The sequence below is a fragment of the Chryseobacterium nepalense genome, assembly GCF_023195755.1.
Classification (GTDB): domain Bacteria; phylum Bacteroidota; class Bacteroidia; order Flavobacteriales; family Weeksellaceae; genus Chryseobacterium; species Chryseobacterium nepalense.
This window is the reverse complement of record NZ_CP096203.1, coordinates 981,724-1,007,619: the sequence shown is the minus strand read 5'-3', so window position 1 is coordinate 1,007,619 and position 25,896 is coordinate 981,724. Positions and strand designations below refer to the sequence as shown.

The window sequence follows — 25,896 nt, the reverse complement described above, 5'->3', positions numbered from 1 at the left end:
CTGTATTAAGGTTCGCAAGACGAAGTTTCGCCGATTCTAACAATAAATCATAAAATTGAGGCAAATGTTTTGTACTCAGCAAAGTCTCAAATGCAATAATTGGATATTAAAATCTAAAAGCAAGTGGCCAAAAGCCATACATCAACTCATTTTAAATTTTTCCTTCCAAAGAAATTTTCCCAGATCCAATACTTTTCTTAATGGTTCATTATCAATTAATTCAAAACCGGTATCAATAGTTTTTTCGATAAAAATATCGGTTTTTTCAAAATCAGGCGAAGTGTCTTTTTTCCAGAATTCAATGGCAGAAACTAAATGAAGCCACAATGCTTCATGTCTCGATTTTTCATTGAATGTTCTGATATCCTGCTTCGCTTTTTCAAAAATTTCCCATTCTTTAAAATCTAAAGTATTGATGAATTGTCTGTGTGTTTCCCGAAGATTCTGAAGGATTCTGATATTTTGTATTTTATGAGTTCCTAAAACTGATAACACCAAAGACCGGTTCATGGTAAGGTTTTCAAAGAAAATATAATAGACATTCAGAAGCTTTTCTTTTGTGGCAATTTCATCAGAAGAATTAACTTCATTAGCCAGCTCAAGGGATTTAATGAAAAGGTGATTGAGGATTTCTTTTTCAATCTGCTCAAATCCTGAAAAATAATGATAAAATTCTATTTCTTCAAAGTTATTTTCTTTTGCAAAGAGATAAACATTTTTAGGTTTTTCACCATTGTTTAGAAGATAATCGCCATATAATTCGAATATTTTTTCCTTTGTAATTTTTGTTTGTTCTTGCATGACCAATTTATTTTATATGTAAATTTAGTAATAAAATTTATCTATAATTATAAAATGGTATTTATTTATACTATATACATGATGTGATTTTTAAATTACTCATATAAAATTATAATCTGAATTATATTATTTAGCATTGTGCATTATTCCAGGATAATATTATCCATAATTGCATTACAGATGTTTAAATCATAAAAATGTTAATATTTTCTCTGGTTTTATAATCTTTTTTTACTAAATTTAATTCATTATCAGACGGGTCTTTTATACAGAGTGGAGACAAAATTCAGATTATTTTTTTATCACACAAACATTCTTATTTTATTATTTCTTGAATGTACAAGTACGCAGACTTTTAACCTGACTTTATATTAAAGAGATAAATTAATTCTTCTTATTTCCATAATTTAAAATTATACTATAATCATTTTCGTATTGATCAGAATCATAAGAATTATCTTTCACATTGTCTAAATTAGATCAAATTCATTTAATCCTTTTTTATAAGAACAAGTCTACTCGCTGCAATTTATTTTTATGCTAAAAAATTGAAAAATTCATGTACCATGTTTGTTTTTACTGGCAACGCTTTTGCATATGAAGGAGAAGACCTTCCGGCAAAGCCTTAAGAACAGAAATTGTATGAAATTCTCAGGTTTACTGAAAATTGATTGCTTCGCAAAAGAAGGTCTGGCGATTTCAGATCTAAAATTACAAAACAGACAGAATTAATGATTTTAAAAAATTCAAAAATCGGAATCAGTTCAGAAGAACTCTCCGTAAGATCTCTTATATATTTTATTATGGAACTGCAAAATCTGTTTAAATATATCGGAAACTACCTTTTGGAAGTAGATGAAACCATTGCTGTAGCAGAAAGTGTTACTTCAGGGTTTTTACAGTTTTCTTTTTCGCAGATGAAAGATGCTTCCAAATTTTATAAAGGCGGTATTACAGCTTATACACCTGATGAAAAAATCAATCTTTTGCAGGTAGATGAATCTGAAGCGCTGGCTTGCGACTGTGTATCACCTAATATTGCCGAAACTATGGCGCTGAATGTTTCAAAGATTTTTAAAAGCGACTGGTCAATTGCTGTTACAGGATATGCTACACCGGTTCCGGAATCAAAACAAAAGCTATTTGCCTATTTTGCTATCGTTTATAAAGGAGAGGTGCTTCTTTCGGAAAAACTTGATTTGCATTCCCGCACAAAACAGGTAAACGCACAATTGTATTATACAGAATTTATTCTTGGCTGCTTTAAGCTGGAGCTTGATAAGCATCATGAAAACAGACCATTATTATAATGTCATAAAAGGTGAAAAAAAGTATTTTATGACAAGAATCATAAAAATGTTATTAGATATCAAATATCTTTGAAATATCTATCACTTCATTTTGCAGTCATTTCTATAAGCTTCTCCCATTGAGAAGCTTTTTAAATTTATAATATCCATAAGAGAGAAAAATACCACATTGATGCATATGTAATGTACTTTTTTGATACTCAGATAAATTTTTATTAGTTTTAAGCCTGAAAATGCTAATCTCTTAAATGTGATATAATACTAAAACTTTATAAAAAACTATTTTTTTAGCAATTTTCTAATTATATTTAACATTATGAAAGAAATTAGTTATCAATATGAATAATTATCCTTTTCCTGACAATGAGGCTGGAAGAGTAAAAAAATTAGAGCTTCTTGATCTCATCAATCTTGGCAAAGATCCGGAACTGGATGTTTTTGCAGAAACGGCATGTCTTATTACGGACTGTCCGGCATCACTGATATCAATTATGGAAGCAGATACGCAGAGGATTCAAAGCTGTATAGGTCTTGCCATAGATTCTGTAGACCGTAAGGATACTTTATGCCAGTATTCCGTAGCAAGCTCGGAAGTAGTGGTTATCAATGATACGCTTTTAGATGAAAGATCTTCTGATAATCCTATGATTCTGGAAGGGGGAATCCGCTTCTATGCCGGTGTTCCGCTTATTGATGATGAAGGATTTGCGTTGGGAACCATCTGTGTAATCGATTTTGAACCCAAAAATATTACGGAAAACCAGATTTCCGCACTCAAAAAACTTGGTGAAGTTGTAACCAGACTTTTAATGAGCAACAGAGAGATCATCAATGCAGAATATTTCCAGCAGACATTTAATATTTCAAATAATCTTATCTGTGTGCTGGATAATAAATTTATGCTGAAAGATATTAATCCTTCTTTTGAAAAAGTTTTTTCAGTTACTAAAGATAAAGCGATAGAACATAATTTTTTAACCCTCTTAGAACAGGATAAAAAATCTTTGCCGGAACTTGAAAAATTTCCTGGCAGCATGAAAGAAGCCACCTTTACAACTTCTACAAAAATTGAAGACGGGACTTCGGTCATTGTAGAATGGTATCTTACACAAAATCAGAAATACTCCGAAATATTCTGTTTCGGAATTAATATTACCCAGCAGATCGAAGAAAGAAGGCAGCTGGAAAGCTCGGAACGACGTTTCAGAAGTTTTTTTGAAAATGCCATCGGCCTGATGAGCATGCATGATATGGAAGGAAATATTCTTGCCGTAAATGAAAAAGGAAGAGAAACATTACATTACTCTGCAGATGAGGTTACGGGTCTTAATCTGAAAGATCTTGTGCCGGAACAAAACTGGCTTTTACTAAAACAATATCTTGACCGCATCAAGCAAAATAACGAAGATTTCGGAACCATGATCCTCAAAACCAAAGAAGGTGAAGAACTGATTTGGATGTATCATAATATGGTGGAGATTGATAAGGAAGGAAAACCTTATGTAGTAAGCACCGCTCTTAATGTAACCGAAAGGATGACACTAGAGAAAGATCTTATTTACACTAAAAAAATGCTGGAGCAGACAAGCTCCGTTGCCCAGGTAGGAGGTTGGGAAGTCAATATGAAAACAGGAACTGTTTTCTGGTCCCAGAGTACAAAAGAAATTCATAAAATCAAAAATAATTTCCAGCCTGATTTTGAAAATGCGCTCGGATTCTATAAAGAAGATAGCCGTGAAAGGATGGAATTTCTCTTTAACAGGGCAGTTACAGAAGGAGTTCCTTTTGATGAAGAATTGCAGCTTGTCCGCAATGACGGAGTTACGATCTGGGTAAGGGTAAAAGGGCTCCCGGAATTTGAGGGTGAGGTCTGCAGCAGGGTTTTCGGGATCATCCAGGATATTGATGCATTCAAAAAATGTTATTGGAAGTGACCAGAAAAGAAGCGATGATGCAGTCGTTTGTGACGGATGTTCCGATTCCTCTGGCCATGTTTGATAAGGACCTTAATTATGTTTCCGTAAGTACCCAATGGAGAGAGGAATTCAATATGAATGATGTAGATCTTATCGGGAATAATCTCTTCACCATATCACCTAATATTCCGGAGGAGAGAAAAGAAATATATGAAAATGCACTCAAAGGAAAGACCTATATCAATGAAGATTTCACTGTTCAGCTGAAGGGCCAGAAAGAAACTCAGCATTATGATCTGAAGGTGGGACCTTGGTATCTTACTGAAGATGAAGTAGGTGGTGTGATTGTTTCCGTACAGAATGTCACAAAAGCAGTCGAAGTAAATGAGGAACTGAGAAATGCGAAAGAAGTTGCCGATATGGCCAGTAAGGCGAAATCTGAATTCCTTGCCAATATGAGCCACGAGATCCGTACGCCACTCAACGGGGTGATCGGATTTTCCGATCTTCTTCTCAGAACACCACTGAATGAAATTCAGACCCAATATCTTAATTACATTAATGAATCGGGGGAAAACCTGCTCAACATTATCAATGACATTTTAGATTTTTCCAAGATAGAATCCGGAAAATTGGAGCTGTTGATTGAGAAAAGCGATGTGTATGACATGGTGAGCCAGGTCATCAATGTGATCCTTTATCAGTCGCAGAAAAAAAATATCGAACTTCTCCTGAATATCGAGCCGGGACTACCGAAAACGCTTCTGATCGATGAATCCAGATTAAAACAGATTCTGATCAATTTGCTTGGAAATGCCGTTAAGTTTACGGAAAAAGGAGAGATTGAGCTGAAAGTGGAGAAGCTCCGCATGGATGATAAAAATATTTCACTGCGGTTTTCTGTAAGAGATACGGGAATTGGTATTCCGGTTGAAAAGCAGAAATATATTTTTAATGCATTTACCCAGGAAAACAGTTCGATCAGCAAACGATATGGCGGAACGGGGCTTGGGCTTACCATTTCAAACAATATTCTGAAATATATGGGAAGTCATTTGTCGCTGATCAGTGCGCCGGATAGAGGTTCTGTATTTTTCTTTGATATAGAAATGCCTTATGAAATCTCCGAATCCAGGGAAGAGGAAGATATGACGATAAAAAGAGCGTTGGTGGTAGATGATAATGAAAGCAACAGGATTATTCTTCAGCATATGCTTGCGTATAAAAATATTGATTCTACACTGGCTGCCAACGGAATGGAAGCACTGCAGATTCTTCTGAAAGGGGAGCGCTTCGATGTAATTCTTATGGATTATCACATGCCGGTTATTTCAGGACTGGAAACCATTGATAAGATCAGGGAATTGTTTAATCAGCGAAAAGAAATTTCACCGTTGGTGGTTCTTCATACCTCTTCAGAGGAACATGATATTATTAATTCATTTAAAAAAGAGGATAACTCTTATTTCCTTCTGAAACCTATTAAATCTGATGATTTATACAAAACTCTGAGAAGAGTGGCGCAAAGTAGTGTGATAGAAGTTGCAGCGCAGGAACATCCTGAAAATGAATCCCACTCTTTCATGAGTAACCTTGAAGTCCTTCTGGTAGATGATAATCCTGTAAATATGGTGTTGAATAACAGAATGATGACATCCATTGCTCCTGATGCACATCTTACGGAAGCCGTAAACGGTTTGGAAGCATTGGAAGAATGCAGGAAAAAACGATATTCTGCCATTCTTATGGATGTCCAGATGCCGGTAATGAACGGTATTGAAGCCACAAAACAGATTCGTATGCTTCCGGATTATGCTGATGTTCCGATTATTGGCGTTACCGCAGGAAATATTCTGGGTGAAAAAGAAAAATGTCTGGAAGCCGGAATGAATGATTTCCTTCCTAAGCCTCTCAGACAGACCGATCTTCAGGAAATGCTCGAAAAATACATCAGTGTTGGAAGCAATAATAAAAAAACTGATCATCATGAAAAAAATGAAGATCAATCAGAAATAAAACCTGAGAAATACATCAATATCAATATGCTGAAAGAACAGATTGGGGATGATGACGATGATTTTAAGGAAATGTTTCTCAATCTGCTCATCCAGGAACTTGTACAGGTAGAAAAAAATGTAGAAAAAGCAGCACAGGAAAAAGATATTGCAGAAACCAGAATGATCCTTCATAAACTGAAAGGAACAGGAGGAATTGCCGGCCTTTTTAAACTCGCTGAATGTGCACTGAGGTGGGAAAAGAAGGCAGAAGAAGAAATGGACTTTTCAGCCATGAATAAAGAAATACAAGAAGAAGTAAAAAGAGGAATAAATATCATAAAAAATTTAATAAAGTAAAAAAATCAGAGCTATGCTAATTTTGATCGCAGAAGATGATGAACTGATTCTTAAAACAATAGAACATAAATTGTTGAAAGAAGGACATGAAGTAATTTTGACCAGAAACGGGAAAGAAGCTATTGAAACATTAAAGGAAAATGACGTTGATCTTGCCATTACCGACATTATGATGCCTTTTGCTTCGGGAATAGAAATCCTTTCAGCAATAAAAACAATGGGAAAAGATGTACCTGTTATTATGCTTTCCAGTATGGGACAGGAAGAGGTGGTGCTTAATGCTTTTGATCTGGGGGCGTCGGATTTTATCGTAAAACCGTTCAGTCCAAGTGAATTGATGTTGAGGGTTAAAAGATTTTTGTCAAAATAAGATATATGGTAATTTCATCGATACATTTTCTTTTTGTTGTTTTTATTGTCATGTTGTCATTGGTATTGATGCTGGCGTTGATTGTACTTATTTACAACATCATAGAATACAACAGATCTGTACGAAGAGCCGGCTGGTCTGAAGTTATCAATAAGAAAATATCTGATGTAATTGTATATGCGGATGATGAGATCCCGGAAGATATCTACTTTAAAGCTCTTTCTGTAAACGCTTCATTCAGGAATCTGTTTCTGGAAAAACTTGTGGATTCGGAAAAAAAGTTTTCAGGTGTGGCAAAAAATAAAATTACGGAGCTTTTCAGGGAATATGATCTCCGTAAAGAAGCGATGAAAAAGCTGAATCAGAAGAAAGCTTATCTCATTGCCAGGGGAATACGGGAACTTACCGTAATGGAAGTTCAGGATGCTATTCCGAAGGTTGAGCAGTATTTGTCACATCCATCACCCCAGGTTTACCAGGAAGCACAATTCGCGATGGTACGGTTCAAAGGATTTGAGGGTCTTCATTTCTTAGATGATTTTCCCACCAGGATTTCAGAATGGCAGCAGCTCCGGTTTCTGCTATCTATTTCTTCATTACCCGCAGATTCGGAAAATGCTATATCGAAATGGCTTGAAAGTACAAACGATTCGGTTGTTATTTTTACGCTTAAATTAATAAAAAAGTTTCAGCTTCTTAATTTCTATCCGAAACTCATCGGATTGCTGAATATTTCTTCAGTTGAAGTCCGTGTAAAAGCCGTGCAGACACTCATGTCGCTGGAAAACCCGGAAACCGTCCAGTATCTTTCAGGAATTTATTATGATCAGCCGGATGAAGTTCGTATTGAAATTCTCAGGGTGATGAAAATCTCAAAAGATCAGTGCTGTATAGATCTGCTTAAAAAAGAGCTTTCCGGAGATGCTCATTCCGGAATAAAGGTGAATTCTGCGCAGGCACTATATGAGCTGGGGCATGGAGATTATTTATCAGAGCTCGCTGAAAATGAAGAAGACTCGGAAGAGTTAGTCCAAATTATTAAATACGCATTGCAGGAAAAAGTATGTTAGAATTTTCACACATTGTTTATGATGTTGTTATATGGCTGTATTTATTGTACGGTACAGCGGTGGCAATTATTTACGGCTGGGTAGGAATTTACGCGCTCGGAGCAGTATTACGATATAAAAAAGAAAATGTTTTTACCGATTACAGTATTATTGCTGCCAATCCCAATGCGCCTGTTTTCAGCCTTCTTGCTCCTGCTTACAATGAAGGAATGACCATTGTTGAAAATGTAAGATCCCTGCTTTCTTTATATTATCATAACCTTGAGATCATTATTATCAATGACGGAAGTAAGGATGATTCTATGCAGAAGCTTATTGAAGCTTACGATCTGGAATGTGTGTCTTATTTTGTTCAGGGAAAAATCGAAACCAATAAAATAAAAGGAATATATAAAAGCAGGAATCAGGCTTTCAGAAAACTCATCGTTGTAGACAAAGAAAACGGGGGTAAAGCAGATGCGCTGAATGTCGGAATTAATGTTTCTTCCGGAGAGTATCTTGTATGTATCGATGTAGATTGTATCCTGGAACAGGATGCGATTTTGAGGCTGGCAAAACCGTTTCTTGAACAGACTGATAAAAAAATTATTGCCTGTGGCGGAGTGATCCGGTTGGCAAACAATTGTGTGATCGAAGACGGAAAAGTAGTCAGTGTAAATATGCCGAAAACGCTGCTGGGAAGAACACAGGCATTGGAATATATCCGCGCATTTGTATTGGGAAGAATGGCCTGGTCAAGAGCTTCAGGGCTTATTCTTATTTCCGGGGCATTCGGGGTTTTCGACAGGAAAATAGTTCTGGATTGCGGAGGTTACGACAGGAATACGGTAGGAGAAGATATGGAACTTGTCGTGAGGATGAGAAAATATATGGAAGAACGGAATGAGCCGTATGAAGTAATTACCATTCCGGATCCTTTGTGCTGGACAGAAGTTCCGGAAACAAAAGATATCCTCAAAAAACAAAGGAACCGCTGGATGAGAGGAACTATAGAAACCCTCTGGAAACATCGCAAAATGATGTTTAATCCTAAATATAAAAAGTTAGGAATGATAAGTCTTCCATACTGGTTCTTCTTTGAGTTTCTAGGACCTTTGGTAGAATTTTCAGGGTACATCGTATTTATCATATTTCTTCTTTTAGGAATCATCAACTGGCCTTTTTTCTTTGTTTTGTTTGCTTTGGTATTATCCATGGGATTCCTCTATTCGGTTTACGGAATACTGGTAGACATGGTAAGCCGGCAGGTGTATGGTAAAAGAAAGGACTTCTTTGCATTGATCAGCACCGCATTTTCAGAACCATTCTATTTTCACCCAATTGTTGTAAAAGCGGGTGTAAATGGCTTTATCGATTATTTTAAAAAGTCTCATGGCTGGGGGGAAATGACGAGGCAGGGTTTTAATCAGAATACAAAAAATTTACCGCTGAAAGAAAAAATCTGGGCTATCCTGAAACACGGACTTAAAAAATGGGGCGCTTTAGCCTCTGTTTTCAGTGTCCTTTTTCTTATCGGAATTCTGGCAGAGTGGTTCTGGTACAGATATATGTTTACAAAAATTGACACTTCTGCAGTGGCAGGTTCTCTTTTTGCAGACAATATTCTTTTTATCTTCGAACTTATGTTCGGATTTGGTATTCTGTACCTCATCATTAATTTTATTAAAGAAAGCTGGGCCAAAACGCTGGCAATAGCTGCCTGCGGACTTGTCGTTGTTTTACAGTATATTTTATTTCTTTATTTTTCCGAAACAGGAAATTTGTTGGGGGCAGACCTTATCTACTACAGTAAAGAAGAAATGAAGCAGATTCTTCAGGCCAGCGGAATGCTCAATTTTAAAAATTATGCGCTGTTTGCTATTTTGCTGGCTGTATCATTCGTTCCGTTGTGGATGTCAGGACGTTCCGGCTTCAAATCAATTTATCCGGGTATAACTTTTCTGTCGCTTGGATTAATCGCATTTTTTATTCCTTCGGAAGCACTGCATTCTGAAACACTTGATAAGGCTAATGAATTCAGTCAGAATGCAGGAAAGAGCAAATGGGAATATTTCTTTAAAGCCAATGAAGAAAATTTTATAAGTGATCATCCTGAAATTACAGAATTTTTTGGTGGTGACGATGAAAAGATAGCATCTTCCAATACGATGTTGAATGAAGGTTTTCCTTTCTGGAAAAAAGAAGATACCCAGGATTTTCTGGGAGCATATTTAAACAAATCCGATGAAATCCCGAATCTTGTATTTGTCACATTGGAAGGCTTCGGACACGCCTACACTTCTCCAAAAGGATATGTCGGGAATTTTACACCTTTCCTGAATTCTCTTTCCAATCAGAGTCTGTATTGGGAAAATGGTCTGAGCAGCGCAGGAAGAACTTTTGCTGCGTTACCGTCGCTTACAGGTTCTTTGCCCTTCGGTAAAAACGGATTTCTTGAAATGGAAAAAATTCCGGATCATTTTAATCTCTTCAATATTCTTCAAGCTAACGGTTTTGAAACCGGATTTTATTATGGAGGTAACCTGAAATTTGATAATTACAGGAATTATCTTGAATACAGCAAAGTGAATCATATTGTAGATATCGGATCTTATGGTGAAGGGTATAAAAGGCTTCCTGCAAATAATGAAGGCGATAGCTGGGGTTATGAAGATCAGGCGGTGTTCAGAAAAGTGCTTGAAGTACAGAAAGTGCAGTCGAAACCATATTTTAACATGGTTCTTACACTCTCCACCCACAATCCGTTTTTGATTAATAATAAAGCGTATTATGAAAAAATGTACAATGAGAAGTTAGCATCAAATCTTTTAACTGCTGACCAGAAAAAATGGGCAGGACAATATAAAGATCAGCTGATCTCCATTTTAAATGCTGATGATGCTTTAAAACAGTTTTTTGAAAACTACCGTAAAAGGCCGGATTTTGCAAAAACAATTTTCTTTATTACAGGAGATCACAGTATGCCGGAAATTCTTATTCAGGATAAAATTGACAGGTTCCATGTACCAATGATGATTTATTCACCATTGCTGAAAGGGCCTAAAAAATTCATGAAAACAGTAAGTCATTTGGACATAGCACCCTCTTTTCTGGCATATTACCGGAAAAATTATAATCTTATTACGCCATCTACCGTAACATGGGTTGGAAAAGGACTGTCTTCGGATGTACAGATCACCAAAGCGGATTATCCGATCATGCAGAGTAAAAGTCTTCTCGCGGATTTTGTTTCCGACAAATACTATCTGCACGACGACAAACTTTTTATTCTTAATAACCTTGATGAAGAAAGCTATGATAATCCAGAGGTCTTAAAAAGGGTAAAAGGACGTTTTGATCAGTTTAAAAGAATGAATTCCAAATTCTATCAGACGCAAAAACTGATGCCGGATTCCGTATTCACCAATTTTAAGAAAAAAGCCAAATAAGTTAACAGTAAAATAGTTGGTGCAATCTTCTGTAATAGCTGTTATTATTGATAATATTTAAAGTTTATTGAAATTGTTTTCAATAAACTTTTTTTCTTAATTAAAAATCATCTAGTCATTACGAAAAAATCTTCATGTGCTATTGCAGAAAATGGGTGAAGACTATTATCCATAAGTAATGAAAAAGGATGGCTCAGCCATCCTTAAATTATTATTTACGCTATAAATGATTGAGGGTATTTATGAACGTTAGAATTTTCTTGTATATCCTAAAGTAACGTCAAACTGATTTCCTTTTTCATTAGGCCGGTATTCCTGATTGAAATACATAGTACCTATCGAAAACAGGTTTCGTTTAACTGAGAAATTATATTCGGCGCCTACTTTAAAGGTTTTCAGCTTGAAGGTTTCATTTTCCAGGAGATTGTTGCGGGATTCTTCAGGACTGATTCCCGTTCCGATCTGGAATGCAAAATAATCCTGAGCACTTTTGGTATAATAACGCACCGTTCCTGTATAAGAATGGGAAATATTTTTATTGTCAGGAGTAATATATGTACGGATATTGAACCAGAAATTTTTGTAATATTTTCCTACAGAAGCCGTGTACATCCATATATTATTGCTGAAATAAAGCTGTCTGTAACCGATTTCCGCTTCAAAGCTGTGCGGGAGATTTGCATTTAATGAAACTCCTGTGCGGTATTTCGGGAAGATGCCCACATCATTAGAATAGGCTCCGCCTACATACAGGTAGAACATATCGGATAATCTCGGATAAGCTTCCAGTTCTGCCTGTATGCCGTTTTCCGCAAATTTGTTGGCATAGTTTGCCCTCAGAATTACAGATCCTATAGAAGTCACTCTTTTATAGCCCACACTTACAATGTGCCAGTCGTCCGGAAACTGTTTGTCAAAATGCGAGTAATTATAGGTAACACTGATTGCATTTTTAGCAGCCAGATCATTGATTCTTACTGCAAGATTGATCGCTTCCGTATTTTTAGGGTTAATGGCTAAAAGATTTTTGATTGCATCCTCAGCTTCTTTATAATTTTTGTCGGCAAAATACGCTCTTGCCTTCAGAAGCCATAATGCTTCAGATTTAGAATGAAAGGATAGTCCTTTATCAACAATTTCAATGGCTTTCGTATTATCATCATTCCAATATTCAAGAGAAGCATATGCTATAAAATAATCTTCATCCCGGACCTCTCGTTTGCCAAGCTCTTCAAAAACCGCTCTTGCAGACTCGGTATCCTTATTCCACGTGTATACTCTTCCTAAAAAAACGGAAATATCCGTATAGTTGGGAGCTTTCTGCAACGCCTGTTTGGCAAGGTCAATTGATTTTGTATAATCTTTTTCGTCGAATGCAGCAGTTCTTGCCTTCACAAATAATTCATCTGCAGATGGATCCTGCTGGCTATATGCATAAAACGGAAGCAATACGAGTAATAAAAACCCAATATATTTTTTCATTGAAACGGGGAATGGTTAGACAGTTCTCTTATTAATGATATAATAAACAAATATATTGAACTTTTTGTATCTGTAAATAAATATTGGTAAGTAAAATATAGTTTTTATCACAAAAAAATAAATCAACTGTTATAATAATTGTATCATATCATTAAAACCGGAATTTTTATACTCGTGATAAAGATGAGAGTGGAATTCATTCAGCTTTTTTAGCAGCTTTAAAAGTTCTTCCCGTTCTTCTTTGGCCAGTTTGCCCGAAAGAAGTTGAGAGGTTTTATTAACACTTTCTACCGATTCGTGAAAAACTTCTTCCCCCTTTGCTGTGAGTTTCAGTCGTTTGCTTCTTCTGTCTTCCGCATCATTTCTTTCTTCAATCATGCCGGATTCCAGAAGGCGCTTAATGATCTGAGTTCCGGTCTGTTTTTCATGGCCGTTTCTTTCAATAAGCTGAATTTTTGTAATGTCCGGTTCATCTTTCAGACGATAGAGATAGGTAAACTCTTCATTGGCAAGATTCGGGAATTCTCCCAAACCTTTCCGGATAAGCTGTCTGGAATATCTGCCCAGCAATAACACCTGTTTACAGATCTCATTTTCTGTAAACGAAACCTCATGTTCTTCAGTGGTAAATAGCTTTGTAGGGCTTTCTTCCCTGTATTTTTTATCATTCAGCCAGAGACGGAAGTCTTCAACACTGGAATTCGGTTTGTGTGCATCCGAATTTTCAAAATCTTTTACCTGATGAAGCAGATCGATAAAAAAATCAGTATTCATAGTACAAATTTATAGTAAAAATATCATTTTATATCAAATATTACAGTTTTATGGTACTTAAACCTCCGTCAATAGCGATAATCTGGCCTGTAATCCATGAAGCATCATCAGAAAGTAAAAAAGAAGTTAATCTGGCCATTTCACCGGCATTCCCGATTCTCTGCAGCGGATGTCTTTTTGCTGAAGCTTCTCGTTTTTCCGGGGTAGATAACAGCTGTGAAGCAAGTGGAGTATCTGTTAAGGATGGGGCAATAGCATTGCATCTTATTTTCTGTGCTGAAAATTCAGCTGCAAGGCTTCTTGTAAGACCTTCTACAGCACATTTGCTGGCTGAAACTGAAGCATGAAACGGCATTCCCGTTTTTGCTGCCACAGAACTATAAAGAACAATTGATGCATTCCCGGATTTTTTCAGATTGGGAAGCAATTTTTGTATGCATTTCACGGCACCGAGGACATTGATGGCAAAATCATGGGTAAAATCTTCCTCAGAAAGTCTGTTAAGTGGTTTAAGATTAATACTTCCCGGTGCATAAACCAGTCCGTCGATTACATCTGGAAAAGCAATGTCCTCGAGGTTATCCGATAAAATATCCTTTTCATAAAATTTTAGATTGATATTATCAAGTTCCGGATGTTTAGTTCTGGAAATTCCTATTATATTGTATTTTTCCGAAAGTGTTCTTGCTGTTTCAAGCCCGATACCGCTACCGCAGCCTACTATTACGATGGTTTTCATATGCTTATCCTTTATATTAAATAAATAATATTCAAATTTAGTAAATTAATTTACTTTATATATAAATAAAGTATAAATTTGTATTATAAAAAATCACTTAAATAAAATTATTATGATGAAGATACAGGCACAATCCAATATACCAACCGATTTCGGAGTATTCTCGATGTACGCAATTTCCGAAAATGAGTCCGACTGGAATCCGCACCTGGCTCTGGTTGCACAAAACACGGATTTTAATAAAACTGTTAATGTCCGTTTTCATTCGGAGTGTATTACCGGAGAAATTTTTCATTCCAAAAAATGCGAATGCGGGCAGCAGCTCGATGCCGCCATGAAATTTATGGCTGAAAACGGAGGGGTCATCATTTATCTGAGACAGGAAGGCCGAAACATCGGAATTATTAATAAGCTTAAAGCATATGCACTTCAGGAAAAAGGTTTGGATACAGTGGAAGCCAATCTTAAATTGGGTTTACCGGCCGACGGAAGAAATTTCGATGTTGCCGTTGAGATTCTGAAAATGCTGGAAATACAAAAAATAAACCTTCTTACCAATAATCCGGATAAGCTGAGATCTCTTGAAAACAGTGGAATTATCCTTGAAAACAGGCTGCCTCTTGAGATCGATTCAAACGAGGTCAATGAAAGTTATCTGGTCAAAAAGAAAGATTATTTTGGACATCTGCTCGAAAGGGTATGATTTTTTCGGGGATTGAATAATAATTCACAGAATCATATGATATGAAAAAAATACTGCTTACGGGAGCCACCGGATATATCGGAAAAAGGATGATCAGCGTGATCGCTGCACAAGGCTATAAAGTAGTGTGCTGCTGCAGAGATGCAAGCCGGTTTTCAAGAAATACGGATATCGACGAATCTCTTATCGAAGTGGTGGAAGTAGATTTCCTGAAACCGGAAACTCTGGAAAATATTCCCAAAGACATTTCCGGGGCATATTATCTCATGCATTCTATGAGCAATAGTAATGATTATGAAGATTCTGAAAAGAAATGTGCAGATAATTTTGCAACATTTATTGAAACTACCGAATGTCAGCATATAGTCTATTTATCGGGTCTGGTAAATGAAAAAGAACTTTCAAAACATCTGGGTTCGAGATTTCAGGTTGAAAAAATTTTAATGGAATCCAAAATTCCTGTTACGGTTTTAAGGGCAGGAATTATTATAGGGTCGGGAAGTGCCTCATTCGAGATCATTCGGGATCTGGTAGAAAAATTGCCGGTGATGGTAGCTCCAAGATGGTTGGATACCAAATGTCAGCCCATTGGTATCGCTAATGTCCTGGATTTCCTGATCTTTGTTCTTTTTAAAGAAGAAAGTTATCATAAAAGTTTTGATATCGGCTGTGATGATGTGCTTACCTATAAGCAGATGCTTCTGGAATTTGCACGTATAAGAAACCTGAAAAGAAAGATCTTCACACTGCCGGTGATGACCCCGAAACTTTCTTCATACTGGCTTTATTTTATTACTTCCACTTCATATAATCTTGCAACAGCATTGGTAGGAAGCATGAAAATTGAAGTAATCTGCAGACCCGAAAGTCTGTCTGAAATAAAACGTATTACCGGAATACAGCCTTTTTCCTATGGAACAGCTTTAAAAAGAACGCTTGCAAAAATTCAGGCAAATGAAATTGTTTCGAGCTGGAAAGACAGTTTTATAAGCAGCAGGAGAGATACCAGCCTCAAAGATTTTATGGAAGTTCCTCATTACGGCTGTTTTACTGATCTTAGAAGCGGCGCTTATGATGATCGTGAAAAATGTATCGAAAGAATTTTCCGGCTCGGCGGCAGTAATGGATGGTACGGACAGAGTTTATGGAAAATTCGCGGTTTTATGGATCTTCTGGTAGGCGGACCCGGCCTCAGGCGGGGGCGGACGCATCCGGACAGACTTCATGAAGGCGACGCCCTGGATTTCTGGAGGGTTTTATATGCAGATCGACAGGAAGGAAAACTGATTCTTTTTGCTGAAATGAAACTTCCTGGAGAAGCCTGGCTGATGTTTAAAATTTACCGCGGGAAATTATGGCAAAAAGCCGTATTCAGGCCGCATGGGATTTCAGGAAGATTATATTGGTTTGCCGTTTTGCCTTTTCACGGAATTATTTTTAAAGGAATGCTTAAAAGGCTCACCGGGGATTCCTGATTTTCATATATTTTATCCGTTTTTATCATACACTCCTCATAATATTACGGTATTTCGTATTTTAAAATAATTATACTTAGATTTAAATAATTGATATTTAAATAGTTATTTATTAAGTGGTATATTTTGTAATTATAATTTTGAATTTAAACATTAATCAAAAAATTACAACAATGAGTACACTTACATTAAAAGACGGAACAGAAATTTTTTACAAAGATCAGGGTGAAGGACCGGTATTGATGTTTCACCACGGATGGCCACTATCTTCAGACGACTGGGATGCCCAGGTTATTTTCTTTCTGAAAAAAGGGTACCGGGTAATCGCTCACGACAGGAGAGGTCACGGACGTTCCAGCCAGAATATTTACAACCACACCATTGAGCAATATGCTTCTGATGCTGCAGAATTGGTTGAATTTTTAGATTTGAAGGATGTGGTTCACATCGGGCACTCAACAGGCGGTGGTGAAGTAATCCGTTATGTGAATAAATATGCCAACGGAAGAGCTAAAAAAGCAGTGTTGATCAGTGCAATTCCTCCTGTGATGGTGCAGAGTGAAAGCAATCCGGATGGTGTGCCGATGTCGGTTTTTGATGATATCAGAAATCAGACCATGAACAACAGAAATCAGTTTTATTATGACCTTACTTTTCCTTTTTACGGGTATAACAGAGAAGGCGCTGATGTAAAAGACGGTATCCAGAGAAACTGGTGGAGACAGGGACTGATGGGCGGAATCGTAGCTCATTATGACGGAATTAAAGCGTTTTCAGAGACCGATTTAAGTGAAGATCTTAAAGCAGTGGATATTCCGGTTTTGGTGATGCATGGTGAGGATGACCAGATCGTTCCTATTGCCAATGCTGCATTAAAATCCATTAAATTATTAAAGAACGGTAAACTGATCACCTATCCAGGTTTCCCTCACGGAATGCCAACTACCCAGCATGAAACCATTAACAAAGATCTTTTGGATTTTATCACAGCATAAACTTTAGAATATTTATTGGTGAAAGCTAATATTTACTCTTAACGCCAAATTAATTTTATGGAAAATTCAAATGCCGAATCACCTGTTTTTAATCCTGAAGATTTTTCTATTGTCCCGCAAAGAGGTTTCGACGAGTTGAAAATAGGAGAGGTTTTCAGAGCTCCAAGCAGAACACTTACGGATGCACATGCTTCTGCTTTTCAGACAGTATCCTGCGACAATCATCCTATTCACTACGATAAGGAATATGCAAAGAGGTACGGCCATGAGGCACCGGTAGTACACGGATTACAGGTTTTAGCCTTTACTGCACCGGGAGCTACGCTGTTGCCGCATTATTTCGGGAATGTTTTCGTCAGTTTTTTAGAACAGTCATGCAGATTTCTGAAAGAAGTGCATTCCGGAGATACTTTATATTCTTCACTGATGATTACCAATCTGGAACCAAAAGGTGACCTGGGAGTAGTAACGACTGAAGTGACCGTTTATAATCAGAAATCGGAACTTGTACTTCAGGGACAGCACAAATATCTGCTGAGGAGATAAATTTCAGAAAAAGTAAAATGAATGAAGTCTTTAAATTAATTTTTAAAGACTTTTTTTAGGATTAAGTTTCATTTCATAAATGTAAAAGATATGTGTTTGGATGCCGAACAAAAAACATTAAAAGATAAGATTTTATTTAAAAAATAAATTGAAACCACAAGGAAAAGATTAAATTTGGTTAATTATTCTATTTTTTTTCTTCTCTATTAGGCTGGAATTGCCATAAAACATATATTTGCAGCCTAAATTTTAAAAATAATGAAAGAATTAATTGAAAAAATCAACGCGGAATTTGAAGCTTTTACAACTGAAGCAAACCAACAGGCAGAAAAAGGAAACAAAGCAGCTGGTACCAGAGCTCGTAAAGCAGCTTTAGAACTAAGCAAACTTTTCAAGGATTTCAGAAAAGTTTCTGTTGAAGAATCTAAAAAATAATAAGTTGTCCCTGCCATTAGGCGGGGATTTTTTTTGCACTTAAATAACTATTAATGGCCGGAGCTTCAATCCAGTTGGCTCCCGTTAATACAATACTCATTTTAATCGTCCAAATCTTTATATTTATAAATACTGTTAATTTTACTATATACTCTCACTATTAAAATTTTAATCATTAAAATAATACGTCAAGTTTTGACGCTTTCCGAAGCTACATTTGTTTTAATAAAAATTCTTGCAAGAACTTTAATTATTAAAATCTTTTAATTATGAGCAACACATTAAATTTATTGGAAACAAATGACTTTCCAACAGCTGGTATTTCAACAGATTTCATAACGCTGATTGACAGCCGCACAAAGGAATTGGTAAATTTTGTAAAAATTGCATCAGGCCCCACGGTGGATGGTGTAATGTATTTGAAGGAAAATGTTCACAACTATGTATATGAAAGAGTATACAACGGTGTTATTAATCCGGAATGGTTTGGCCCCGGAAAAACGGACGCAGAACTTCAGGCAGCGATCAACAAAGCTAAAAATAATGATACGATTCTTATCAGAGATGAATACCGATGTTCTCACCAAATAATCATCAATAATAAATCCCTGACATTTCTGGGGCAAAATTATATTAATGGAAATGATGAGGGAGGAAACGCGAATTCAAGTATTTATTTTGTGGATTTTGCAGATACTTCAGCAGATTCCTGTATCAGAGCAAATCAAAATATCAATTTTAAAAACCTGGTTGTTACCGGAAGCAATATAGCAGGTAAAGTTGGAATAAAAGTAACAACAGGGGCTGTTGCATTAGATTCTGTTACAGTACAAAGTTTTGAAACCGGTATTGAGGTAACTCAAGGTTATTATAATAAATTTGTGAATTCTGCTATTGTGTATTGCCCTGTTTGCCTTGTTTTAAATAATTGTTATAATACGAATGCAACTTCTCTTTCTATCAGTGCAGGATATCAAAAAAACGATGCAAATACCAAGGGAATCATTCTTAATGATGGCAGCAATTTAAATCTGTTCGGGGGCAGTGTGGAAGGGTTTTCGGAATCCGGCATTGAGCTTTCTGCATCAAGGGTTTCATGTTTCGGGACTTACTTTGAGGGAGTGTATGATGAAGAAAACAATAACACATGTATTAAAGTTCAGAATAATAACAGCCGTGTTACAGCAGTTGGGTGTCATGTATACTTAACCTCAACACATGCTAATATTTTCATAGATGTTCCGTCTGATGTATCTTCTGCACACGTATACTCTAAAAATAACTATTTTGAATATGAAAAAGTAAATGATTGGTATACTTCCGTTTACCGGTTTTCAGCAACCGATTTTTCAAACTATAATATTGATATCTCAGGAGATAATTATAAAAACGATATTGTTAATACAGGATCTTCCTATATATCAATAACTTCAGCATTACTTAAGAAAGGAAACGGGATAATAAATATCGTTTATCCTTCAGGACATCCTCTGGCCGGGGTAAATCTTAGCAATTTAAATACAGTTTCACCTTATCAATACAATGATCCGATAGGTACTCAGAATGGTATGATCACAACATTTGCCAATGCCGGATATCCTGGAGATGATGGAGCCCATATACAAAGCTCGATAGGTTATGTTCCTTATACTGCAGTTTACGAAAATGGAAGTTGGAAAAAAATTCCAAAACTGTAGTAAATTAAAATTTTATCAAAATGTAATGCCCCTAAAAGTATCAGCTTTCAGGGGCTTTTTCATTATATAATCATACTCAGCTGTATTCTTTTTCTGGCTTCATCTATATCCGTTACTTTTACCTGAACGTGCTGGTGTAGTTTTACCACTTCATTCACATCAGATACAAATCCGTCCTTCAACTGGGAAATATGGACCAGTCCGCTCTCTTTTATTCCCAGATCTACAAAACACCCGAAAGCTGTAATGTTATTAACAATTCCGGGAAGAACCATCCCGATTTTCAGATCCGTAATTTTTTTCACATTCGGATCAAATTCAAAAACCTTTGCTGCTTTTCTTGGATCCAGTCCTGGTTTTTCAAGCTCTTTTAAGATATCTTTAATGCTTAAAATTCCGATATCGTCTGTGATATATTTTTCAGGTGCAATCTGTGCAATTTTTTCTTTACTGGCAATGAGTTCATGCGTTTTGATGCCTAAATCTTTTGCCATTTTTTCCACAATTCCGTATGCTTCAGGATGTACGGCAGAATTATCCAAAGGATTTTTCGGATTGCTGATCCTTACAAACGCAGCGGCCTGCTGGAAAGCTTTTTCGCCCAGTCTCGGAACCTTTTTCAGTTGTTTACGGTCTTCGAAAGCGCCATTTTCGGCACGGAAATTTACAATATTTTCCGCCATTTTTTCACCGATCCCGGAGACATAGCTCAGCAATGATTTGCTGGCCGTATTAAGATTGATCCCCACTGCGTTGACGCACTTCATCACAGTAGAATCCAGCTCATTTTTCAGTTGGGTCTGGTCTACATCATGCTGATATTGCCCTACGCCGATGGATTTAGGATCTATTTTCACGAGCTCTGCCAAAGGATCCGATAATCTTCTTCCGATGGATATTGCACCACGAACGGTGACGTCATACGATGGAAATTCTTCTCTTGCAATTTTACTGGCAGAATATACGGATGCTCCCGCCTCGGAAACTACAAAAACCTGTAACGGTTTGTCGAAAGCAATTTTTTTGATGAAAAATTCCGTTTCGCGGCTGGCAGTTCCGTTTCCTATGGAGATGGCATCAATATTATAAGCATTTACCATAGACCGTATTTTCTTCATAGCCATGCCGGATTCATTTTGTGGTACGTGAGGATAAATGGTTTCATTATGCAAAAGATCGCCTTTTTCATCCAGGCAAACGACTTTGCATCCGCTTTTGTAGCCCGGGTCGATGGCAAGAATTCTCTTTTCTCCCAGTGGAGGGGCAAGCAGCAGCTGTGTGAGGTTTTCAGAGAAAATTTCGATGGCTTTTTTATCTGCCTTTTCTTTGGCTTCCTGCAGTGTTTCATTTGAAATAGCAGGTTCCAGCAAGCGTTTGTAGCTGTCTTTTATAGCCAGCGCAATCTGTTCCACTGTTTCGTTATTGGATTTAATAATTGCATTTTCTATAAATTCAATCGCTTCATCTTTATCAATTCCCACATTTGTTTTTACATAGCCTTCAGACTCTGCACGCAACATGGCCAGGAGACGATGGGAGGGAGTTCTGCTGAGGTTTTCTTCCCACTCAAAATATTGTGAGAATTTTTTAGCATCTTCTTCTTCCTGCTTTGCCTTTACAACTTTCGAGGTAATCACAGCTTTTCTCTGGAAGATCCTTCTCAGGTTTTTGCGGACATACATGTTTTCGTTGATCCATTCAGCCATGATATCTCTCGCTCCCTGAAGTGCTTCTTCTTCGGTCCCGACTTTCTCGTTGAGGTATCTTGAAGCCAGAGACTGCAGATCCTGGGCTTTCTGGCTCATGATCATTTTAGCTAAAGGTTCAAGACCTTTTTCCTTTGCAGCATCGGCTTTGGTTTTTTTTCTTTTCTTAAACGGAAGATATAAATCTTCAAGCTCCTGCAGGTTGAAACTTTCTTCAATTCTTTGTTTTAATTCTGGGGTAAGGGCATTTTGCTCCTCTACAGATTTCAGGATGGTCTCTTTCCTTTTGACAATCTCTTCAAACTGTTTGCTGATCTTTGAGATCTGTTCAATCTGTGTTTCGTCCAGATTTCCTGTTTTGTCTTTCCGGTACCGGGCAATAAAAGGAATGGTACAGTCTTCGGCCAACAGCTGAAGGGTAGGGACAATATTTTTTTCCGGAATATCAAGAATCTGCTGTATATAACGTGTGGCGTTCATTTTAAAATTTAAGCGGCTAAAATACAGACTTTTTTATAAAAGAGGAATGTATTGTAAAAAGGATGCTTAAAGTTTATATAATCACAAAGGTTGCAAAAGCTTTAAACACATAAGTCACACTAGATGTAAGGATAATTTTTGCACAAATTTAAGAACACATAAGTTTAAAAAAATCTTTGATTTTTTCAGGATGTCCTGAATTATTTTAAGACTATTATAAAATATAAAAACAGTACGAGTGGTACTGTTTTCATTTAGTTTTATTGAACAATTTCATTATAGTAGATGGGAACATAGTCTTTGGTATCGAATCCCATAATGATTATTTTGAAATTTTTAGCCTCATCATTATTAAAGAACTGTATTCCGGTTTGGTCTTTTGTTTCTGCTTCTATGTATGGATTCCAGTATAATGTTGTCCGTGAATCTTGGGAGATCTTGCTAAAGTTTTGATCATTATAATTCGGACTTACGAAAGATATTTCCTTATCAAATCCGTGCATGATGCTCTTTTTTAATTTTGTTGAAGCTGCAAAATCACTTAAAGAACCCGTTGTACCTCCGCGTTTTGTATAGATGGCAATAGCTCCGTTTCCACCTCCAAATCCACCTGAGAAATATCCCTTAATTACTTTTACCATGGCAATGTCAGACACCGGGATGGTATTAATTTGTGACGGATCCAATAACATTTCGTCCAGATAAACATTAATGGTGCTTCCGCGGAATCTAGGGATAGAACTGCCTCTGCTGGATTCTATGGTGAGACCGGGAACTCTTCCCTGAAGCCACTGCAGAATATTCATATAACCGTTAGTAGAATTATTACCATTCACAAAATCAAAGATAGTTTCATTCATACTTTTGAATAGGGGGCTGCTGAGCTTTTCGTTAAGCTCTTTTGTAAGATCTTTTTTCTTAGCCTTTAATTTTACTTCTTCGATCAATGTTGCTTTTTCGTCGATATTACTTTGTGTATTTTTTGTAGCTACATATCTTTTAACCGTCTCGGAAAGCTGATCTTCACTTTGACGCTGAATAAGTATATAATTACTTTCCGGCAGCGGCTTTTTTAAGGGAACGAATGAATAATCGGGCTGGAAAATTACCTGAACCTGTTCTGCAGGTATTTTTGGATCATTCAATTGATAAGAAAATTTTATAGTGTCTTCAAACAGTAATCCTTTCAGGGCAAAAAATCCTTTATCATCCGTTTTTATCTGAAGCAATTTTGATCCATATTCCGGAATTTCAAACATGAGATTTAATTCTGCATTTGAAGCTGGTTTTCCCTGTATGGATACTTTTCCTTTATAAGAAATGTAAGGTTGCGGCTGATAGTTTATCAGAGGGAATCTGTCTGACATAATTGTTCGCCAGTCGAATCTTTTCCATACTTCAGAAATTAATAGAGCATCCAGTGCTTCGTTGTTACGGACTGGTGTGAAATATTGGGATGGCTTATATATTTTTGAAGCAATATCTCCGGTAAGCCATAATGTGCTTAAAAAACTATTTTCATCTTCCGGATTTTCCGAACTTCCATCTAATACCATTACGGTATAAGCATTGTTATTTTGCTCCGGATTAATACTAAAAGAGTTTAATGCTCTTGGAGATTCGTTAAGTTTCATCGACTGGATTTCCGGCTTTTTAATTTTTAATAATCCGGGCTGAACAAATATAAGTCTCCGGGCTATGATGCTTTCTTTTTCATCGAACACCGTAAGCTGGAGAATTCCGTTAATGAGCTGGTCTGCGGGAATGGAATAAGTTTTCTCAAGAATTTTATCCGAATTGACTTTAAATACGATCTGGCTGCCGATGGTTCCAATTACTTTATATACTGTTCCGGGCGCAATATTTTTTGATTTTAAAGAAAATTTTACTGCATCATTACCGGTTGAAACCTGTAAATTTATCCCCGAGCCTGAAACAGCAGGTAAATCAATAACCTTTCTGTTCCCTTTAGAATCATTTATGATTAACTGGTATTGTACTCCCGCTTTCGGGGTTAGTGAAAAGGCGCCTACGTTTTGATCAAAGCCTTTAAAAGTGCTTATCTTTACATCAGGTTTGGCTGCATCTACTACATAACCGCTCCATTCAGATGGGGTGATGCCTTTTGACTGTAACCGAACTGCACATTTTGTATTGATGCCCTCTACCAATGTTCCGCTCTCCGGAAAAACAGAAGCAGTCCATTGTGAAGCATCATTCAAAACCACTTTCTCCGGGGATGAAGGATTATACACGATAATTTGTCGAAACGCCTGAAAATCCTCACTGAAATTAGACATCCAAGTGGTGTAGGCTCTAATATAATACACTCCTTCTTTGAGATTTTCGGATAAGGTGAAACTTCCGCTTCCCTGTCCATTAAGAAGTGGGACGATTTCTTTACTGATTTGTGAATTATTACTGTCGTACATTTCTACAAACATGGAAGTAGAAATGGATGATAGGTTGTATCCATCAAATACGAAAGACTTGAACCAAAGGTTTTCTCCGGCAACAAAGCTGTTTTTATTGAAAACCAGGTGTATTTTTTCCTGGGGATATTTTTCAAAGAATGTGGTTATCGCTTTTTCTGCTTTGCCCTGCGCGTGTAAACTGCAGAAAGCCATGAAAATACTTAATAGGAAAATAATTTTTTTTGTCATAAATCTGAATTTCATTTGGAATTAGTGCGCAAATTTACATGATTAGAAATGATGAAACAATAGAAAAACAGTAATCAGGATTAAGATATTATTAAAACACAGCGCTGTATTAAACAGATTTTTATTATATTCATCAACTGAATACTGTGGTACCGTGAGATTTCTTGATGTATGGTAAGTGATGCCATCAAGAAGTTTTCTATTTTTGAAAAATCAAAACCGGAAATACCATTTCGGATCATCAGTAATAAACTTTTAAAACAATTGATAATATGAAAAAACTGAGTGTAATTGCTCTTGTGGGAGTAGGTCTTTTTGCTGCTTCATGTACGAAAGAAAAATCTGCTGAAAATGCGACAACAGCACAGGAACAGACGGTAGCTGAAAGTAAAGGAGAGGTACTTGCTGTTGATACGGCTGCTTCTGTAGTAAATTGGAAAGCTTTCCACAAAGGGGGTATGGCTCCGCGTTGGGGAACGCTCAACATTAAATCCGGAGATCTGAGCATTGAAGGCGGACAGCTTGCTGCGGGAAGCTTTGTGATTGATATGAATTCAATCAAGGTAGATCCTGCTTCCGTAACGGAAAAAGACAAGAAACCTGCAGATCTTGAAGCACACCTTAAAAACCCTGATTTCTTTGATACTGCGAAAAACCCTACTTCAGATTTCAAAATTACCAGTGTAACCGATCTTAAGAATGCTTCTGCAGATGCGGTTGCGGGCGCCAATAAAACAGTAAGCGGAAATCTTACGTTATCCGGAAAAACGATGAACGTAACGTTCCCTGCAAAAGTGGATGTAACGGAAACTTCGGCTTCTATTCAGGCTAAGTTTACGGTAAACAGGGCAGACTGGGGGATCAAGTTCGGTACTTCCGAAGCCGATCCTGCAGAATGGATGATCAGCAAGGACATTGAGATCGCTGTAGATGTAAAAGCGAAGAAATAATA

General features: G+C 36.8%; 19 protein-coding genes. 13 read left to right on the top strand and 6 right to left on the bottom strand.

The window, feature by feature from the left end:
• Positions 1 to 141: 141 nt before the first annotated feature.
• Positions 142 to 801 (bottom strand): TetR family transcriptional regulator C-terminal domain-containing protein, encoded by a 660-nt coding sequence (locus M0D58_RS04315; protein WP_248393769.1) that lies wholly within the window; start codon positions 799 to 801, stop codon positions 142 to 144.
• A gap of 731 nt (positions 802 to 1,532) precedes the next feature.
• On the opposite strand from M0D58_RS04315, the gene M0D58_RS04310 reads away from it, so the two are divergent.
• The 6 genes from M0D58_RS04310 to M0D58_RS04285 all read left to right on the top strand — a co-directional run bounded on the left by M0D58_RS04310 (position 1,533) and on the right by M0D58_RS04285 (position 11,249).
• Complete coding sequence (locus M0D58_RS04310) at positions 1,533 to 2,111, top strand: CinA family protein (RefSeq protein WP_248393768.1); 579 nt, start codon at positions 1,533 to 1,535, stop codon at positions 2,109 to 2,111.
• A gap of 338 nt (positions 2,112 to 2,449) precedes the next feature.
• Positions 2,450 to 4,045 carry a PAS domain S-box protein gene (locus M0D58_RS04305; RefSeq protein ID WP_248393767.1) on the top strand — a complete coding sequence of 532 codons (1,596 nt, stop codon included), beginning with the start codon at positions 2,450 to 2,452 and terminating at the stop codon, positions 4,043 to 4,045.
• The gene (locus M0D58_RS04300; protein ID WP_248393766.1) at positions 4,030 to 6,381 is read left to right on the top strand and encodes a response regulator; all 2,352 of its coding nucleotides are present in this window, start codon (positions 4,030 to 4,032) and stop codon (positions 6,379 to 6,381) included. Before M0D58_RS04305 ends, M0D58_RS04300 begins: the two co-directional genes overlap by 16 nt.
• A gap of 13 nt (positions 6,382 to 6,394) precedes the next feature.
• The gene (locus tag M0D58_RS04295; protein ID WP_248393765.1) at positions 6,395 to 6,751 is read left to right on the top strand and encodes a response regulator transcription factor; all 357 of its coding nucleotides are present in this window, start codon (positions 6,395 to 6,397) and stop codon (positions 6,749 to 6,751) included.
• A 5-nt stretch (positions 6,752 to 6,756) separates the two neighbouring features.
• A complete protein-coding gene (locus M0D58_RS04290) occupies positions 6,757 to 7,821 on the top strand; it encodes a HEAT repeat domain-containing protein (RefSeq protein WP_248393764.1) in 1,065 nt (354 codons plus the stop codon).
• Positions 7,815 to 11,249: a sulfatase-like hydrolase/transferase gene (locus M0D58_RS04285; protein WP_248393763.1), complete on the top strand. Its 3,435-nt coding sequence runs from the start codon at positions 7,815 to 7,817 to the stop codon at positions 11,247 to 11,249. Before M0D58_RS04290 ends, M0D58_RS04285 begins: the two co-directional genes overlap by 7 nt.
• A 249-nt stretch (positions 11,250 to 11,498) precedes the next feature.
• Here the strand turns inward: M0D58_RS04285 and M0D58_RS04280 are convergent, their stop codons facing one another.
• From M0D58_RS04280 to M0D58_RS04270, 3 genes are all read right to left on the bottom strand, one after another.
• Positions 11,499 to 12,731 (bottom strand): YaiO family outer membrane beta-barrel protein, encoded by a 1,233-nt coding sequence (locus M0D58_RS04280; protein WP_248393762.1) that lies wholly within the window; start codon positions 12,729 to 12,731, stop codon positions 11,499 to 11,501.
• 129 nt (positions 12,732 to 12,860) lie between these two features.
• Entirely contained in the window at positions 12,861 to 13,505 is a 645-nt protein-coding gene (locus tag M0D58_RS04275; RefSeq protein WP_248393761.1) for a MarR family winged helix-turn-helix transcriptional regulator, read from the bottom strand.
• Between the two features lie 40 nt (positions 13,506 to 13,545).
• Positions 13,546 to 14,244: an SDR family NAD(P)-dependent oxidoreductase gene (locus M0D58_RS04270; protein ID WP_248393760.1), complete on the bottom strand. Its 699-nt coding sequence runs from the start codon at positions 14,242 to 14,244 to the stop codon at positions 13,546 to 13,548.
• A 112-nt stretch (positions 14,245 to 14,356) separates the two neighbouring features.
• Between M0D58_RS04270 and ribA the strand changes: the two genes are divergently transcribed.
• From ribA to M0D58_RS04240, 6 genes are all read left to right on the top strand, one after another.
• Positions 14,357 to 14,947: a GTP cyclohydrolase II gene (gene ribA / locus M0D58_RS04265; protein ID WP_248393759.1), complete on the top strand. Its 591-nt coding sequence runs from the start codon at positions 14,357 to 14,359 to the stop codon at positions 14,945 to 14,947.
• A 41-nt stretch (positions 14,948 to 14,988) separates the two neighbouring features.
• Positions 14,989 to 16,422, top strand: coding sequence for an SDR family oxidoreductase (locus tag M0D58_RS04260; protein WP_248393758.1), 1,434 nt, complete (start codon positions 14,989 to 14,991; stop codon positions 16,420 to 16,422).
• A 173-nt stretch (positions 16,423 to 16,595) separates the two neighbouring features.
• Complete coding sequence (locus tag M0D58_RS04255; RefSeq protein WP_248393757.1) at positions 16,596 to 17,417, top strand: alpha/beta fold hydrolase; 822 nt, start codon at positions 16,596 to 16,598, stop codon at positions 17,415 to 17,417.
• Positions 17,418 to 17,474: 57 nt separating this feature from the next.
• On the top strand, positions 17,475 to 17,963 hold the full coding sequence (locus M0D58_RS04250; RefSeq protein WP_248393756.1) for a MaoC family dehydratase: 489 nt from the start codon (positions 17,475 to 17,477) through the stop codon (positions 17,961 to 17,963).
• 258 nt (positions 17,964 to 18,221) lie between these two features.
• Positions 18,222 to 18,398, top strand: a complete 177-nt coding sequence (locus M0D58_RS04245; RefSeq protein ID WP_027381692.1) for a histone H1 — start codon at positions 18,222 to 18,224, stop codon at positions 18,396 to 18,398.
• A 269-nt stretch (positions 18,399 to 18,667) separates the two neighbouring features.
• Positions 18,668 to 20,095: a hypothetical protein gene (locus M0D58_RS04240; RefSeq protein ID WP_248393755.1), complete on the top strand. Its 1,428-nt coding sequence runs from the start codon at positions 18,668 to 18,670 to the stop codon at positions 20,093 to 20,095.
• A 62-nt stretch (positions 20,096 to 20,157) separates the two neighbouring features.
• Here M0D58_RS04240 and M0D58_RS04235 read toward each other — a convergent pair whose 3' ends face one another.
• Positions 20,158 to 22,281, bottom strand: a complete 2,124-nt coding sequence (locus tag M0D58_RS04235) for a Tex family protein (protein ID WP_248393754.1) — start codon at positions 22,279 to 22,281, stop codon at positions 20,158 to 20,160.
• Positions 22,282 to 22,541: 260 nt separating this feature from the next.
• A complete protein-coding gene (locus M0D58_RS04230) occupies positions 22,542 to 24,944 on the bottom strand; it encodes a hypothetical protein (RefSeq protein WP_248393753.1) in 2,403 nt (800 codons plus the stop codon).
• Positions 24,945 to 25,216: 272 nt separating this feature from the next.
• On the opposite strand from M0D58_RS04230, the gene M0D58_RS04225 reads away from it, so the two are divergent.
• Entirely contained in the window at positions 25,217 to 25,894 is a 678-nt protein-coding gene (locus M0D58_RS04225) for a YceI family protein (protein ID WP_248393752.1), read from the top strand.
• The last annotated feature ends 2 nt before the right edge of the window (positions 25,895 to 25,896 follow it).

Bases quoted from the DNA above. Each gene is read 5' to 3' on its own strand.
- M0D58_RS04315 (WP_248393769.1), bottom strand. From the start codon at position 801: ATGCAAGAACAAACAAAAATTACAAAGGAAAAAATATTCGAATTATAT.
- M0D58_RS04310 (WP_248393768.1), top strand. From the start codon at position 1,533: ATGATTTTAAAAAATTCAAAAATCGGAATCAGTTCAGAAGAACTCTCC.
- M0D58_RS04305 (WP_248393767.1), top strand. From the start codon at position 2,450: ATGAATAATTATCCTTTTCCTGACAATGAGGCTGGAAGAGTAAAAAAA.
- M0D58_RS04300 (WP_248393766.1), top strand. From the start codon at position 4,030: ATGTTATTGGAAGTGACCAGAAAAGAAGCGATGATGCAGTCGTTTGTG.
- M0D58_RS04295 (WP_248393765.1), top strand. From the start codon at position 6,395: ATGCTAATTTTGATCGCAGAAGATGATGAACTGATTCTTAAAACAATA.
- M0D58_RS04290 (WP_248393764.1), top strand. From the start codon at position 6,757: ATGGTAATTTCATCGATACATTTTCTTTTTGTTGTTTTTATTGTCATG.
- M0D58_RS04285 (WP_248393763.1), top strand. From the start codon at position 7,815: ATGTTAGAATTTTCACACATTGTTTATGATGTTGTTATATGGCTGTAT.
- M0D58_RS04280 (WP_248393762.1), bottom strand. From the start codon at position 12,731: ATGAAAAAATATATTGGGTTTTTATTACTCGTATTGCTTCCGTTTTAT.
- M0D58_RS04275 (WP_248393761.1), bottom strand. From the start codon at position 13,505: ATGAATACTGATTTTTTTATCGATCTGCTTCATCAGGTAAAAGATTTT.
- M0D58_RS04270 (WP_248393760.1), bottom strand. From the start codon at position 14,244: ATGAAAACCATCGTAATAGTAGGCTGCGGTAGCGGTATCGGGCTTGAA.
- ribA (WP_248393759.1), top strand. From the start codon at position 14,357: ATGATGAAGATACAGGCACAATCCAATATACCAACCGATTTCGGAGTA.
- M0D58_RS04260 (WP_248393758.1), top strand. From the start codon at position 14,989: ATGAAAAAAATACTGCTTACGGGAGCCACCGGATATATCGGAAAAAGG.
- M0D58_RS04255 (WP_248393757.1), top strand. From the start codon at position 16,596: ATGAGTACACTTACATTAAAAGACGGAACAGAAATTTTTTACAAAGAT.
- M0D58_RS04250 (WP_248393756.1), top strand. From the start codon at position 17,475: ATGGAAAATTCAAATGCCGAATCACCTGTTTTTAATCCTGAAGATTTT.
- M0D58_RS04245 (WP_027381692.1), top strand. From the start codon at position 18,222: ATGAAAGAATTAATTGAAAAAATCAACGCGGAATTTGAAGCTTTTACA.
- M0D58_RS04240 (WP_248393755.1), top strand. From the start codon at position 18,668: ATGAGCAACACATTAAATTTATTGGAAACAAATGACTTTCCAACAGCT.
- M0D58_RS04235 (WP_248393754.1), bottom strand. From the start codon at position 22,281: ATGAACGCCACACGTTATATACAGCAGATTCTTGATATTCCGGAAAAA.
- M0D58_RS04230 (WP_248393753.1), bottom strand. From the start codon at position 24,944: ATGACAAAAAAAATTATTTTCCTATTAAGTATTTTCATGGCTTTCTGC.
- M0D58_RS04225 (WP_248393752.1), top strand. From the start codon at position 25,217: ATGAAAAAACTGAGTGTAATTGCTCTTGTGGGAGTAGGTCTTTTTGCT.